Annotated in this window: 15 protein-coding genes; 6 read left to right on the top strand and 9 right to left on the bottom strand. The window is 73.4% G+C overall.

What is annotated here, in order from left to right; all coding sequences use genetic code 11:
- Positions 1-96: 96 nt before the first annotated feature.
- A complete protein-coding gene (locus tag EF918_RS23760) occupies positions 97-798 on the bottom strand; it encodes a uridine kinase (RefSeq protein WP_125650238.1) in 702 nt (233 codons plus the stop codon).
- Positions 799-884: 86 nt separating this feature from the next.
- Here EF918_RS23760 and EF918_RS23755 point away from each other — a divergent pair, with 86 nt between their 5' ends.
- Complete coding sequence (locus tag EF918_RS23755; RefSeq protein WP_312847858.1) at positions 885-1,175, top strand: hypothetical protein; 291 nt, start codon at positions 885-887, stop codon at positions 1,173-1,175.
- A gap of 174 nt (positions 1,176-1,349) precedes the next feature.
- Here EF918_RS23755 and EF918_RS23750 read toward each other — a convergent pair whose 3' ends face one another.
- From EF918_RS23750 to deoC, 3 genes are read right to left on the bottom strand one after another with little or no spacing between them, the layout of a single operon-like run.
- Complete coding sequence (locus tag EF918_RS23750) at positions 1,350-2,246, bottom strand: aldehyde dehydrogenase family protein (RefSeq protein ID WP_125650234.1); 897 nt, start codon at positions 2,244-2,246, stop codon at positions 1,350-1,352.
- On the bottom strand, positions 2,239-3,675 hold the full coding sequence (locus EF918_RS23745) for an aldehyde dehydrogenase family protein (protein ID WP_125650232.1): 1,437 nt from the start codon (positions 3,673-3,675) through the stop codon (positions 2,239-2,241). The genes EF918_RS23750 and EF918_RS23745 overlap by 8 nt, the downstream gene beginning before the upstream one ends.
- Before the next feature lie 5 nt (positions 3,676-3,680).
- A complete protein-coding gene (gene deoC, locus EF918_RS23740) occupies positions 3,681-4,643 on the bottom strand; it encodes a deoxyribose-phosphate aldolase (protein WP_125650244.1) in 963 nt (320 codons plus the stop codon).
- A 164-nt stretch (positions 4,644-4,807) separates the two neighbouring features.
- Between deoC and EF918_RS23735 the strand changes: the two genes are divergently transcribed.
- The 4 genes from EF918_RS23735 to EF918_RS23720 are packed head-to-tail and all read left to right on the top strand — an operon-like array spanning position 4,808 to position 7,519.
- Positions 4,808-6,004: a hypothetical protein gene (locus tag EF918_RS23735; protein WP_125650230.1), complete on the top strand. Its 1,197-nt coding sequence runs from the start codon at positions 4,808-4,810 to the stop codon at positions 6,002-6,004.
- A 20-nt stretch (positions 6,005-6,024) separates the two neighbouring features.
- Positions 6,025-6,591, top strand: a complete 567-nt coding sequence (locus EF918_RS23730; RefSeq protein ID WP_125650228.1) for a PH domain-containing protein — start codon at positions 6,025-6,027, stop codon at positions 6,589-6,591.
- A 43-nt stretch (positions 6,592-6,634) separates the two neighbouring features.
- Positions 6,635-7,264 carry a VanZ family protein gene (locus tag EF918_RS23725; RefSeq protein WP_260610564.1) on the top strand — a complete coding sequence of 210 codons (630 nt, stop codon included), beginning with the start codon at positions 6,635-6,637 and terminating at the stop codon, positions 7,262-7,264.
- Positions 7,265-7,306: 42 nt separating this feature from the next.
- A complete protein-coding gene (locus EF918_RS23720; protein WP_125650226.1) occupies positions 7,307-7,519 on the top strand; it encodes a PspC domain-containing protein in 213 nt (70 codons plus the stop codon).
- A 67-nt stretch (positions 7,520-7,586) separates the two neighbouring features.
- Here EF918_RS23720 and EF918_RS23715 read toward each other — a convergent pair whose 3' ends face one another.
- The 3 genes from EF918_RS23715 to EF918_RS23705 form a co-directional block, all read right to left on the bottom strand.
- Positions 7,587-8,354 carry a hypothetical protein gene (locus tag EF918_RS23715; protein WP_260610562.1) on the bottom strand — a complete coding sequence of 256 codons (768 nt, stop codon included), beginning with the start codon at positions 8,352-8,354 and terminating at the stop codon, positions 7,587-7,589.
- 136 nt (positions 8,355-8,490) lie between these two features.
- Entirely contained in the window at positions 8,491-8,787 is a 297-nt protein-coding gene (locus EF918_RS23710; protein ID WP_125650222.1) for a hypothetical protein, read from the bottom strand.
- 136 nt (positions 8,788-8,923) lie between these two features.
- The gene (locus EF918_RS23705; protein ID WP_125650220.1) at positions 8,924-10,072 is read right to left on the bottom strand and encodes an adenosine deaminase; all 1,149 of its coding nucleotides are present in this window, start codon (positions 10,070-10,072) and stop codon (positions 8,924-8,926) included.
- Positions 10,073-10,185: 113 nt separating this feature from the next.
- On the opposite strand from EF918_RS23705, the gene EF918_RS23700 reads away from it, so the two are divergent.
- Entirely contained in the window at positions 10,186-10,923 is a 738-nt protein-coding gene (locus EF918_RS23700; RefSeq protein ID WP_125650218.1) for an alpha/beta hydrolase, read from the top strand.
- Positions 10,924-10,975: 52 nt separating this feature from the next.
- Here EF918_RS23700 and EF918_RS23695 read toward each other — a convergent pair whose 3' ends face one another.
- Complete coding sequence (locus EF918_RS23695; RefSeq protein WP_125650240.1) at positions 10,976-11,347, bottom strand: cupin domain-containing protein; 372 nt, start codon at positions 11,345-11,347, stop codon at positions 10,976-10,978.
- A 137-nt stretch (positions 11,348-11,484) separates the two neighbouring features.
- The gene (locus EF918_RS23690) at positions 11,485-12,975 is read right to left on the bottom strand and encodes a CehA/McbA family metallohydrolase (RefSeq protein ID WP_125650216.1); all 1,491 of its coding nucleotides are present in this window, start codon (positions 12,973-12,975) and stop codon (positions 11,485-11,487) included.
- Positions 12,976-13,172 lie beyond the last annotated feature (197 nt).

Here is a 13,172-nt window from a genome sequence, read left to right as displayed (position 1 = left end):
GGCCATGGGGGGAAAGGGCGGGACTACGCGGTCGGGGGTCCGCGTGGTCCCGCCCTTTCGTTTGTTCCGGGCCCCGTGCGCGGCGGCCCGTCCCGGTCAGGCCGGGACGGCCGTGGAGCGGTGGCGGCCCGCGGCGGCCGCGGCGAGCCGGCCCAGGGCCTCGTCCCGGCCGCACGGGTGGGCGCCGAGGGCCACGTGGCGGGCGACGATGCCCCGCTCGGCCCGCATCAGCCGCCAGCCGCGGCGCAGCAGGAAGCCCACCGACTTGCGGCCCTCGCGCAGGTCGCGGGCGAGCCGGCGGCGGAACGTGGTGGACGGCCGGCCGCGCAGGCAGATGGCGTCGGCGAGCAGGCCCATCTCCTGGAGGCGGGCGGCGATGTCGGCGGCGAAGATGCCCTCCGCGATGAACAGCGGGGTGCGGGCGATGTCCAGGGTCTCGGCGCCGGTGCGCGAGCTGGTGGAGATGTCGTAGACCGGCACCTGGGTCCGGCCCGTCGCGCACAGTTCGGCGACGGCGGCGACGGCGGTGTCCGCGTCCCACGACAGCGGGGAGTCCCAGTCGATGTCGGAGCTGCCGGCGACGAGCGGGAGGGTCGGGTCGCCGCCCTCCTTGTAGAAGTCGTCGAGGCGCAGCACCGGGAGCCCGGAGCGGGCGGCCAGCGAGGACTTGCCGGAACCCGAGGGACCCGTCAACAGGACGACACGCGTGGGAAGGGGAGATGAACAGCTCACGGGACACCAGTCTGAACCATTCCCCCGGGTAGGGGATCCCCGAACGCACCCGTTGGTATCGAGCATCACACTTCAACTACGGTGAGTGCATGGGACGTCACGCACAATCCGCACCTCGCACCCCCCTCCGTACCGCCGGCCTCACGGTTTCCATGGCGGGCGCGGCACTCGCCATGGCGGCCGGCGGCGCCCAGGCGGGCGAGCTGTCCGTACCCGCGGCGCTGGCGGGGGTGACCGACCCGGTCTCCCACCTGAAGGTGAACCCGCTCGCGAACACCGGGGTCGACCCGCTGGACAACGGGGTCGCCACCCAGGTCGCGGACTTCCCCCAGGTCGGCACGACCATGGTCACCGGAATCCTCACGCAGGGCCCGTCGGTGGGCCAGCTCCCCCAGGCCGCGGCGGGCTCGCTGCTGGGGCCGCTGACGGGCGGCGGCAAGTAGGTACGGACGTACGGACGCGGGTACGCGAAGGCCCCGGCAGCACTGGGGGTACCGCCCAGCGCCAGCTGGGGGAGCAATGAACTGCCGGGGCCGGTCCCGCGGGGCCGTCGTCGGGGCCGGTCCCGCGGGGCCGTCGTCGGGGCCGGTCCCGCGGGGCCGTCGTACAGGGACGTACTAGTACGACGAGCCGGACGCGCCCAGCGAACCCGTGGGGTGCCAGACGGTCTTGGTCTCCAGGAACGCCGTCATGCGGTGCGTGCCCGGGTCGGCCGTCCAGTCGTCCACAGGCTGTGGACGCAGGACGCGCTTGAGGTTGTCCGCCGCGGCGATCTCCAGCTCCTTGGCCAGGGCCTCGTCGGCACCCGCCAGGTCGATCGCGTTGACGTCCATGTGCGCCGCCAGGTGCGGGCCCATCTCGGCGGCCTTGCCGGACAGGATGTTGACCACACCGCCGGGCAGGTCGGAGGTGGCGAGCACCTCGCCCAGGGAGAGCGCGGGCAGCGGGGACCTCTCGCTGGCGATCACGACCACGGTGTTGCCGGTGGCGATCACCGGGGCGATCACCGAGACCAGGCCGAGGAAGGACGACTCCTGCGGGGCGACGACGGCGACGACACCGGTCGGCTCCGGGGTGGAGAGGTTGAAGAACGGGCCCGCGACCGGGTTGGCCCCGCCCACGACCTGACCGATCTTGTCCGTCCAGCCGGCGTACCAGACCCAGCGGTCGACGGCCGCGTCGACGACCGCGGCCGCCTTCGACTTCGACAGGCCCTCGGCCTCCCCCACCTCGCGGACGAACTGCTCGCGGCGGCCCTCCAGCATCTCGGCGACGCGGTAGAGGATCTGGCCGCGGTTGTAGGCGGTGGCGCCGGACCAGCCGCCGAAGGCCTTGCGGGCGGCGACGACCGCGTCACGGGCATCCTTGCGGGACGACAGCGGGGCGTTGGCCAGCCACTTGCCCTTGGAGTCGGTCACCTCGTACACCCGGCCGCTCTCGGAGCGGGGGAACTTGCCCCCGACGTACAGCTTGTAGGTCTTGAAGACGTTCAGACGCGCGGTCGACTCAGACATCGAGGTAAGCCTCCAGACCGTGGCGGCCGCCCTCGCGGCCGAAGCCCGACTCCTTGTAGCCGCCGAAGGGCGAGGTCGGGTCGAACTTGTTGAACGTGTTGGCCCACACCACACCCGCGCGGAGCTTGCTCGCGACCGCGAGGATGCGCGAGCCCTTCTCCGTCCAGATGCCGGCGGACAGGCCGTACTGGCTGTTGTTGGCCTTGGCGACGGCCTCGTCGGGCGTGCGGAAGGTCAGCACCGACAGGACCGGGCCGAAGATCTCGTCGCGGGCGACGGTGTGCGCCTGGGTGACGTTCGTGAAGAGCGTCGGGGCGAACCAGTAGCCGGCGGACGGCAGCTCGCACGCCGGGGACCAGCGCTCGGCGCCCTCGGCCTCGCCGGTGTCGGCGAGCGCGGTGATCCGGGCGAGCTGCTCGGCGGAGTTGATCGCGCCGATGTCGGTGTTCTTGTCCAGCGGGTCGCCCAGGCGCAGGGTGCTCAGGCGGCGCTTGAGGGAGTCCAGCAGCTCGTCGTGGATCGACTCCTGGACCAGCAGGCGGGAGCCCGCGCAGCAGACCTGGCCCTGGTTGAAGAAGATGCCGCTCACGATGCCCTCGACGGCCTGGTCGATGGGGGCGTCGTCGAAGACGATGTTGGCGCCCTTGCCGCCCAGCTCCAGGGTGACCTTCTTGTCGGTGCCGGCGACCTGGCGGGCGATGGCCTTGCCGACCGCGGTGGAACCGGTGAAGGCGACCTTGTTCACGTCCGGGTGCGCGACGAGCTCGGCGCCCGCGTCCCCGTAGCCGGGGATGATGTTGACGACGCCCTTGGGCAGGCCCGCCTGGCGGCAGATGTCCGCGAAGAACAGCGCCGACAGCGGGGTGGTCTCGGCCGGCTTCAGCACGACGGTGTTGCCGGTGGCGAGCGCCGGGGCGATCTTCCACGCCAGCATCAGCAGCGGGAAGTTCCACGGGATGACCTGGCCGGCCACACCCAGCGGGCGCGGGTTCGCGCCGTAGCCGGCGTGGTCGAGCTTGTCGGCCCAGCCCGCGTAGTAGAAGAAGTGCGCGGCGACCAGCGGGAGGTCCGCGTCGCGGGTCTCCTTGATCGGCTTGCCGTTGTCCAGGGTCTCCAGGACGGCCAGCTCGCGGCTGCGCTCCTGGATGATCCGGGCGATGCGGAAGAGGTACTTGGCGCGCTCGGAGCCCGGCAGCGCGGACCACTTCTCGAAGGCCCTGCGGGCGGCCTTCACGGCGCGGTCGACGTCGGCGGCGCCGGCCTGGGCGACCTCGGCGAGCACCTCCTCGCTGGAGGGGCTGACGGTCTTGAAGACCTTGCCGTCGGCGGCGTCGGTGAACTCACCGTCGATGAACAGGCCGTACGAGGGGGCGATGTCGACGACGGACCGGGACTCGGGGGCCGGTGCGTACTCGAAGAGGGAAGCCATGATGATCAGTCCACCGTCACGTAGTCGGGACCGGAGTAACGCCCGGTGCTCAGCTTCTGGCGCTGCATGAGCAGGTCGTTCAGCAGGCTGGATGCGCCGAACCGGAACCACTCGTTGGTCAGCCAGTCCTCGCCCACGGTCTCGTTGACCAGGACCAGGAACTTGATCGCGTCCTTGGTGGTGCGGATGCCACCGGCCGGCTTCACACCGATCTGGATCCCAGTCTGCTCCTTGAAGTCACGGACGGCTTCGAGCATGAGCAGGGTGTTGGCGGGGGTGGCGTTGACCCCGACCTTGCCGGTGGAGGTCTTGATGAAGTCGGCCCCGGCCAGCATGCCGATCCAGGAGGCGCGGCGGATGTTGTCGTACGTCGACAGCTCGCCGGTCTCGAAGATGACCTTCAGGCGGGCCGCGGTGCCGTCCTCGCGGACGCAGGCGTCCTTGACGGCCTTGATCAGCTCGTAGGTCTCCAGGTAGCGGCCGGCGAGGAAGGCGCCACGGTCGATGACCATGTCGATCTCGTCGGCGCCGGCGGCGACGGCGTCGCGGGTGTCGGCCAGCTTGACCGGGAGGGCCGCGCGGCCGGCCGGGAAGGCGGTGGCCACGGAGGCAATCTTGACGTCGGCGCCGTTCAGGGCGGCCTTCGCGGTGGCCACCATGTCGGGGTAGACGCAGACCGCGGCCGTCGTCGGGGTCGTCCGGTCGGTCGGGTCGGGGTGGACGGCCTTGGCGGCGAGCGCCCGGACCTTGCCCGGGGTGTCCGCGCCTTCCAGCGTCGTCAGGTCGATCATCGAGATGGCGAGGTCGATGGCGTACGCCTTGGCCGTCGTCTTGATCGAACGCGTCCCGAGCGCGGCGGCGCGGGCCTCCAGGCCGACGGCGTCCACGCCGGGCAGGCCGTGCAGGAAGCGGCGCAGCGCGCTGTCGGACGTCGTCACGTCAGCGAATGCGGTGAGGGTGGTGGGCATGGTCACCAGATGAGCATATCTACGCGCGTAGCGGCCTGTCACCCCCTCGGTCGGTCCCGACCGTGGAATTGGAGGTTCCGACTGCTGTTGCCCCGCCATGACAGGAAGGGGAACGCGGCAGGCGACGCTCCCTGCGATCCCCGACACTGTTCCCAGGAGTCGTGATGCGTACCGCCCTCCGTACCTCGATCGTCGCCGCGGCCCTCGCCGGGGCGCTGCTGGTGCCCGCCGCGAGCAGCGCGTTCGCGGGCGCGTCCGCGTCCGCGGGCGCGTCCGCCACGGCGTACGGAACCGTCTCGGCCGGTACGCCGACCCCCTCCCCGGACCGTTACGCGGGCGAGCCGGTGTCGATCGGCAAGGGCCTGGTCGCGGTGCTGCGCAACGGGGCGGAGGGTCCGGAGGCCTGGATCCGCTACGTCGGCCCCCACTGGAAGCCGGGCGACGCGTACATGGTCCGCGTGGTCGGGCTGGTGGACCGGGCGCACCCGAGCCTGTCCACCCACGGCCTGGAGCTGCGGCTCGCCGAGGCGGAGACGGCCGCGCCGGTGCTCGTCGTCACCGACGACGGGGCGACCACCTCCTACCCGCTGCCCAAGGGCACGGCCGGCCCGGTCTGCGGCACCGAGGCCAGGACGGTCGCCGTGGGCGGCAGCTTCTTCGGCGAGGTGTCGGTGTCCGCGGCGGGCCCCGAGGTGGTCGTCCGGACCGCCGGCGCCACCACCACCGAGGAGTGGCGCCGCCTGGACCGCACCTTCCCCGCGCGGCCCGCGTCCGACGGCATCATCGCCCGGATCGTGCACCCGAACGGCGCCGCGCCGGTCTTCGAGTGGAAGGCCCAGGGCGTCGACACCCCGCTCGGCCCGACCCGCTTCCCGACCCTGCCCAAGGGCTGCAAGCCGGCCTGCCCGGTCACCGAGGACCGCCCGGCCGCCGCCCGGCCCGCCACGGCGCCCGGCCGGGCCCCGGCCACCGAGGCCGCTCCGGGGCCGCGGGCCACGGTCGCGGCCGCGCCCGCCGAGGCCGCCCCGGCCCCGCAGGCCACGGTCGCGGCCCAGCCGGTCTCCCTGGCCGCCGCCACGGGCGCGACCCTCCCCGAGGCCGCGCCCGTGGCCGACGGGACCGGCACCTCCTCGGCCACCACCCTCGCCGGCCTCGGCCTGGCCGCGGCGGGCCCCGCCCTCCTGGCCGCCTGGAGCTTCCGCACCCGCCGCCGCACCCACTTACCGCACCCGACCAGCCCGGCCGGGCACCTCGGGAGGTGCCCGGCCGGGCTGGTCGGCCGTCCGGCCGGGGCGGGCCCCGGCCCCCAAGGCCGCCGCGGGCGCCCTCGGAGGGAGACCGGCAGGGGCGGGCCCCGGTAAGGGTGAGGCAGAATCGGCGCATGAGCAGCCAGCAGCTTCCCGAGGAGCCGGCCTACGCGGACCGGATCTACCGCTCCCCCATGGCCCAGGTCACCGGTGTCCTGCTGCTGGCGGTGATCCTCTGGCTCTGCGGCGACGCCGTCGTCCGCGGCCACGACAGCGCGCCCTGGTACGGCGTGGCCTGTGCGCTGCTCGCCGTCCCGCTCGTGGTGGCGTTCACGCTGCGCCCCGCCGTCTTCGCCAACGACGACCGGATGCGGGTGCGCAACCCCTTCCGGACCGTCGTACTGCCCTGGGCCACGGTGGACGCCGTCCGCGCCGGCTACAGCTCCGAGGTCCTCGCCGACGGCCACAAGTACCAGCTCTGGTCCGTCCCCGTGAGCCTGCGCGAGCGCAAGCGTGCCACCCGCAAGGGCGGCGGTGCGGCCGGCGCCGACCGCACCGTGGCCGAACTCCAGGAGCTCGCCGAGCGCTGCGCCCAGCGCCGCGCCGCCCAGGGCAGCGTCGCCGTGCGCTGGGCGTACGAGATCATCGCGCCGGCCGCGGCCGGCGCGATCCTGCTGGCCGTGCTCCTCGCCACACGCTGACGAACCCGGAACCACGGCCGCCGCACCAGGCGTCTGCCCAGGTGTGCAGCGTCATGCGGGCGGCGACCGTGCCGCCATACACCTCCGGCTCCGGGTCCTGGGCGGCGTTCTGCTCCTCGCCCATCTCGCACTCGTCGGCTGGGTGACCCTGCGCCCCCTCGACGTCCCGTGGGCCCCCGCCGCCAATCTGACCCCGCTGGACGGGATCAGGGCCGACCTCGCGTACGGGCCGCTGGAGGCGGCGCGCCGGATCGGCGGGTCGCTGGTGCTGCTCGCGCCGCTCGGGGTCCTGCTGCCCTGGATCAGCGGCCGGCTCGCGCCGTCCCCGCTGGCGGCCTGGTCCTCGCTGGTGCGCACGACCACGGCCGGCGCGCTGGTCTCCCTGGTCGTGGCGATGCTGCAGAGCGGCGTGCCCGGTCAGGTCGTCGACGTCGACCACGTCCTGCTCAACACCGTCGGGGTGGCCCTGGCCCACCTGGCCGTCGTACCGGCCCTGCGCTCGCGCATGCGCCGCAGCCGGGCCGCGGCGGGCGGGCTCCGTACGGCCGGTGCCGCCCGGGCCGCGTCCGCCGAGGCGCCGGGGGCGGCCGGTCAGGGGTCCACCCCGAGAATTCCCAGGGTCGGGCTCGGCCTGCGGACCGACGTTCTCTCCGCGATCCACCGGGAATATTGAGGCATCGCAAGAAATTCGAGCGATCCTCACGAAGGAGAAACCATGAGCGCCATTGTTCGCCCCCGCGACGGACGGATGATCGGCGGCGTCTGCGCCGGCCTGGCCCGACGCTTCGGAATGTCCGCGCGGACCATGCGCATCATCTTCCTGCTGTCCTGCCTGCTGCCCGGACCGCAGTTCCTGATCTACCTCGCCCTGTGGGTGCTGCTGCCGAACGAGCGCGCACCGTACGGCGACACCAAGACCGCCTGGTAGCAGCAGCCGGGGCCCGGTGACGGGCCGGGCGGGGCCGGGTGACGGCCCGGGCGGGGCCCGGCGGGCGTCAGCCCAGGGTCGCGCGGACCTTCTCCAGCTGCTTGTCCGTCACCTCGTGCGGCACCTCGGGCTTCTGCTGGGCGCCGGTCACGTCCAGCGCCATCAGCCGCACGACCGTGCTGCCCTGGCGTACGACGACCAGGTGGACGTGGGCCGAGACGCCCTCGGCGGTGGCCGTGGTGGTCCAGCTGACCGATGCGTCGCCGCCCGCCTTGTAGGCGACCGGCTTCACCTCGCGGTAGGCCCCGCTGTGCTTGTCGACGGTGGCGGAGAAGCCCGCGCCGCAGGCGGCGACGGCCTGTTCGAGCCGGGACAGCAGGCGCTCGGCGTCGGCCGCGGCGTAGGAGCTGACGGAGGCCGACACCGCCAGGCCGACCTGCTTCTGGGAGCCGACACCCCGGTTGACGGTCTCGCGCGCGGCCGGGTCGGGCTGGTCGCCCATGATGTCGGCCAGCGGCTGGCACTGCTTCTTGTCCGCCTGCGGCTGCCCCTTGGGCGCCTCGGGGTTCTTGCCCTGGGCCGAGATCTGGTAGCCGGCCAGGTCGCCCTGTTCGAGCGCGGCCTTCTCCAGGCGGCTGCCGCTGCGCGGCGCCGCGGGCGCGCCGGGCGCGCCCGCGCCCGCTGCCGCGGAGCCCTTCGGATCGGGGCTCCTGGCGGCACCGGACCCGCTCGGGGAGCCGCCCGCACCACCGCATCCGGCGAGTGCCAGCGCCAGGACCGGGACCGTGGCGAGCGCGCCGAACCGCGCCCTCGTCCTCACACCGTGCAACCGCAAGATCGAGACCATAGGACCTTCGAACCCCGTACGTCGGCGGGCAGTTGGAGGGATCGTGGCACATCGTGCGGAGCGGCGCACACCCCGTCGAAGGGGTGTGCGCCGTACGAACGCCCGCACGGAATTCCGGGACGGATCAGCCGCCGAGGCCGCTGAGCGGCAGCCCGCCGACGAGGCCGGTGACGGTACCGAGCGCCTGGCCCGGGTCGCTGGCGGAGGTGGCCTGCTCACCGTCGGCGGCCTGCTGCTGACCGGCGAGCGACTTGGTGGCGTCCTGCAGCGGCAGGCTGGAGGCCGCACCCGTGACCATGCCCAGGGCGTCGGTGGCACCGAGCGCGGGGAGGGCGGTGGCGGAGGCGGTGCCGGCGGCGGCCGCGGCGAGGGCGGCACCGATGACGGCGACACCGAGGGACTTGGCAGCTGACTGCTTCATGAAGAGTCCTTGTGACGGGGAATTGAGCGGCTCCGCAAATTAGCCAGCCGAAACCCCGTCCCGCAAACATCAGCCAATAGGAGAAAGCGCCCGGGGGGACGGACTCCCGGGCGCTTTCGGCTTGTCATGTCTCGTTTCAGGCCGAGACGGAACCGCTGGTGGAGGAGGTCTGCCGGAACAGCCACTCCGACTTCAGCTCGGCGTAGCCGGGCTTGATCACGTCGTTGATCATCGCCAGTCGTTCATCGAAAGGAATGAACGCGGACTTCATCGCATTGACGGTGAACCACTGCATGTCGTCGAGCGAGTAGCCGAAGGTGTCGACCAGGTGCTCGAACTCGCGGGTCATGCTGGTGCCGCTCATCAGGCGGTTGTCCGTGTTGACCGTGAGACGGAAGTGCAGCTTGCGCAGCAGGCCGATCGGGTGCTCGGCGTACGAGGCCGCCGCGCCGGTCTGCAGGTTGGAGGTCGGGCACATCTCCAGGGGGATGCGCTTGTCCCGGACGTAGGAGGCCAGACGACCCAGCGTCACGCTGCCGTCGGCGGCGACCTCGATGTCGTCGATGATCTTCACACCGTGGCCGAGCCGGTCGGCGCCGCACCACTGCAGCGCCTGCCAGATCGACGGCAGGCCGAAGGCCTCGCCCGCATGGATGGTGAAGTGGTTGTTCTCGCGCTTGAGGTACTCGAACGCGTCCAGGTGGCGGGTGGGGGGGAAGCCCGCCTCGGCGCCGGCGATGTCGAACCCGACCACACCGTTGTCGCGGTAGCGGTTGGCCAGCTCGGCGATCTCCAGGGCCCGGGCGGCGTGCCGCATCGCGGTCAGCAGCGCGCCGACGCGGATCCGGTGGCCGTTGGCCTTGGCCCGGCGCTCGCCCTCGCGGAAGCCCTCGTTGACGGCCTCGACGACCTCTTCGAGGGTCAGGCCGGCCTCCAGGTGCTGCTCGGGGGCGTAGCGGATCTCGGCGTAGACGACGCCGTCCTCGGCCAGGTCCTCGGCGCACTCGGCGGCGACCCGGAAGAGCGCCTCCTTGGTCTGCATGACGGCGCAGGTGTGCGCGAACGTCTCCAGGTAGCGGGGCAGCGAGCCGGAGTCGGCGGCATCGCGGAACCAGACGCCCAGCTTGTCGGCGTCGGTCTCGGGGAGCTTGTCGTAACCGACCTGCTCGGCCAGCTCGATGATGGTCCCGGGGCGCAGTCCACCGTCGAGGTGGTCGTGCAGCAGCACCTTCGGCGAACGGCGGATCTGGTCCGGGGTGGGCAGGGTGGGGGTCTCGCTCGTCATCCCGGCACTCTACTCCTACGCGCGTAGAGCGACGGGTCGTACGGCACGGTCGATACGTAACAGTGACCGTGCGGACGGGTGGCGTACACCTCCGCGTCTGAGACTGTTCCGCCATGGCTACGCATGCGCCCCAGGCGCGCGGGGCTCGCCTGGGGCGGGCGACCGGCGCGAACGGAACCGGTTCGACGGTCAGTGGTGTGGTACTCCTGCTCCCCGGGGCCTCCCGGTGGGCCACCGGTCCGGTGCGCCCGCTGGTACGGGCGCTGGCCCGGGCCGGCGGGCCGGAAGGCCTGGTGGCGCACACCGTCCACCCTGCCGCCCCGCGCGCCCAGGCGGGCGGCGACGGCCGTACGGCCGCGGCCCGGTGGGCGGCGGACGAGGTGTTACGACGCTACGGAGACGTGCCGGTGTGCCTGGCCGGGTACGGGGCCGGCGGCCGCGCGGCCCTGGCCGCCGCAGGGCACCCGGCGGTCAACTCCGTACTGGCACTGGCCCCTTGCCTGCCGGAGTCGGAGCGGGACGGCTCGCCCGAACCGGTGAAACAGCTCTCCGGACGCCGGGTGCTGATCGTGCACGGCACCAACGACGCGCGCAGCGACCCGGAACTGTCGTTCCTGCTGGCGACCCGGGCGAAGAAGGCGAATCGTTCCACGTGCCGCTTCGAGGTCCACTCGGACGGCCACGGCCTGCGCGACCACCAGGCCGAAGTGGTGGCCCTGTCGGTGGACTTCGTCCTCGGCACGATGGTCACGGGCCGCTACTCCCGCCCCCTCACCGACGCCCTGGCGGCTCCGCCACCGCTCGGGCTGCGGATGCCGCTGGCTTCGGGGTTCGGCCGGTCACTGCGCTAGGGGCGAGGCCCGGCCGCGCAGGGCCGGGGGCGGCCGTCGAGGTGCGATGGGGTCAGCCGTCGGCCGGTTTGGCGTAGCTGCCGAAGCCCGTCCAGTCCACCGCCACGCACGGCTCGTCGCCCAGGACCCAGGCGTCGTGCCCGGGGGCGACCTGCATGAAGTCGCCCGGACCGGCTTCGGCCTCCTCGCCGTCATCCATGACGATCTTCATCCGGCCGCTCACCACGTACCCCGTGTGCGCCGACTGGCAACTGTCCGTGCCCGCCAGCGGCTTCACGTGCTCCGACCAGCGCCACCCCGGCTCGAAGACGGCCCGGCCCACCGGTCCGCCGTCGGTCGTGAGCAGCTCCAGCCGGCCCTTGCCGGCCTCGAACGGGCGGACCTCGTCCGCCTTGCCGAAGTTCCTGAGGACCAGTCCGGCCACGGCAACCGCCTCCAGGGAAGGAACCCCCGAGTCCACGTTCCGCTGCGGCAGCCGCCCCCGGCCGGGGGCGGCCACCGCGTGCGTCGAGCTCACTGTTCACTGTACGCGCCGGGGCCGGGCGGGGCCCGGCGTCCGAGCTACGCGGACGCGGCCAGCCAGATCGGGTTGGTCAGCGCGGCCGGGGCACCGGGCAGGGGGCTGCCCGCGGGGGCCGGGCGGCGGACCTCGGCCCGTACGTACGCGGAGCGGGCCGCGGTGGTGCGCCACTCCAGGGACGTCGCCGCGGGGGCCGTGAACACCGTGCCCTGGTCGGTGACCAGGCGCAGGTCGCACGGCCCGTCCGTACCGGTCACCGCCAGGCGGACCAGCACCTCCGTGGCCGGGTCGGGCACCCGCAGGATCTCGCCGATGTCCGCGTGCCGCCCGCGCGGCGTGACCGCCGTGAAGGTGACGGACACGGCCGAACTCTCCGCGGCGTAGGCGCGGCCGGCGCGCAGGCCCGCCAGGACCGCCTCCCGGGAGAGGTCGTCCGCCAGGACCACGGTCTGCGGGCTGCCCACCCGGTCGGGGTCACGGTGGTGGTCGCTGTGCGCCAGGGCCGGCAGCCAGCGGTCGCCGTCCGCGCCGCGCAGCGTGGCGTCCCAGGAGGCCAGTGACACCTCGTCGTCGGGGGTCCACGGGCCGTTCCAGACCTCGACCGCATCGGCCTCGCCGAAGCCGAACTTCCAGGCGCAGCCGATGCAGGTGGCGTGCGGATGGGCCGGTACGACCAGGCCTCCGGCGCGCCGTATCGCCTGCGCGTAGCGGCCGAAGCGGCCTTCGCCGGCGCGGTAGCGCCAGTCCACGAACGTGCCGGGGTCCGTACCGACCGCCAGCACGTGCCCGGTGCGGGTGGTGACCTCCTCCCCGGTGAGGACCAGCAGCCCGGTCCCTTCGGCGGGTGCGGCCCACGCGCCGTGCCCGCTGTGGGTGTTGTGCTCCGAGGTGTTGACGAAGTCCAGGCCGGCGGCCCGGGCGAGGGCGACGATCTCCTCCGGGGTGCGCCGCCCGTCGGAGTGCACGGAGTGCACGTGGCAGTCCCCGCGGTACCAGGCGCGCCCCCGCCCGGGCACCCGCTCCGGCGGGTACCGGACCGGCACGGGCGCGGCGGGCTCCCCGTGCACGAAGGTCGCCGTGATCTCGTACGGGAGCCCTTGCGGGGCAACGGTGTAGGGGCCGAGGGCGACGTACCAGCGGCCCGGCCCGACGGGCCCGGGCAGATAGCCGGGGGTGGCGGCGTCCCCCCGCACGAAGAACTCGCTCCGGGCCCCGCCGGACCACCCCCGGAACCCGCGTCCGCCGAGCGCGGTGCCGCGCTGGTCGAACAGACCGATGTCCAGGGCGTTGCCCGGGGTGCCGGGCGGGGTGGGGGGCTTGTCGTACCGGTAGGAGACGCGGAGCTCACGGACGCCGGGCGGGACGTCGAGCGCGACGTACACGAAGTCCGGCGCGCCGGGCGGGACGGTCCCGCGGAGGGTGGTCACCGTGACGGGGCCGTCGCCCGGCGCGGCGGTGGCCGTGGTCACGGTGGCGGTGGCGGTGGCTGCGGCCACCCCGGTGGTCAGCAGTGCTCGTCTACTGAGGGCCATGCTGCCGAGGATCCCCGGAGGAGGTGAATCCGGCGTGAACGCAACCGAGTTGGCGCGATACGGCACCCATGGCCCGCTCCAGGGCGCGGGCGACCCCCGCGCCCTGGAGCGGGCCATGGGTGCCGTATCGCGCCAACTCGGTTGCGTTCACGCCGGATTCACCTCCTCCGGGGATCCTCGGCAGCATGGCCCTCAGT

The organism is Streptomyces sp. WAC06614 (assembly GCF_003949795.1).
In the GTDB taxonomy this organism is placed as follows: domain Bacteria; phylum Actinomycetota; class Actinomycetes; order Streptomycetales; family Streptomycetaceae; genus Streptomyces.
The sequence above is the reverse complement of the archived record's forward strand: the minus strand, read 5'-3'. Positions and strand labels throughout refer to the sequence as shown.

Excerpts from the sequence above, each read along its gene's own strand:
- EF918_RS23760 (WP_125650238.1), bottom strand. The coding sequence starts at position 798 with ATGCTCGATACCAACGGGTGCGTTCGGGGATCCCCTACCCGGGGGAAT.
- EF918_RS23755 (WP_312847858.1), top strand. The coding sequence starts at position 885 with ATGGCGGGCGCGGCACTCGCCATGGCGGCCGGCGGCGCCCAGGCGGGC.
- EF918_RS23750 (WP_125650234.1), bottom strand. The coding sequence starts at position 2,246 with ATGTCTGAGTCGACCGCGCGTCTGAACGTCTTCAAGACCTACAAGCTG.
- EF918_RS23745 (WP_125650232.1), bottom strand. The coding sequence starts at position 3,675 with ATGGCTTCCCTCTTCGAGTACGCACCGGCCCCCGAGTCCCGGTCCGTC.
- deoC (WP_125650244.1), bottom strand. The coding sequence starts at position 4,643 with ATGCCCACCACCCTCACCGCATTCGCTGACGTGACGACGTCCGACAGC.
- EF918_RS23735 (WP_125650230.1), top strand. The coding sequence starts at position 4,808 with ATGCGTACCGCCCTCCGTACCTCGATCGTCGCCGCGGCCCTCGCCGGG.
- EF918_RS23730 (WP_125650228.1), top strand. The coding sequence starts at position 6,025 with ATGAGCAGCCAGCAGCTTCCCGAGGAGCCGGCCTACGCGGACCGGATC.
- EF918_RS23720 (WP_125650226.1), top strand. The coding sequence starts at position 7,307 with ATGAGCGCCATTGTTCGCCCCCGCGACGGACGGATGATCGGCGGCGTC.
- EF918_RS23710 (WP_125650222.1), bottom strand. The coding sequence starts at position 8,787 with ATGAAGCAGTCAGCTGCCAAGTCCCTCGGTGTCGCCGTCATCGGTGCC.
- EF918_RS23705 (WP_125650220.1), bottom strand. The coding sequence starts at position 10,072 with ATGACGAGCGAGACCCCCACCCTGCCCACCCCGGACCAGATCCGCCGT.
- EF918_RS23700 (WP_125650218.1), top strand. The coding sequence starts at position 10,186 with ATGGCTACGCATGCGCCCCAGGCGCGCGGGGCTCGCCTGGGGCGGGCG.
- EF918_RS23690 (WP_125650216.1), bottom strand. The coding sequence starts at position 12,975 with ATGGCCCTCAGTAGACGAGCACTGCTGACCACCGGGGTGGCCGCAGCC.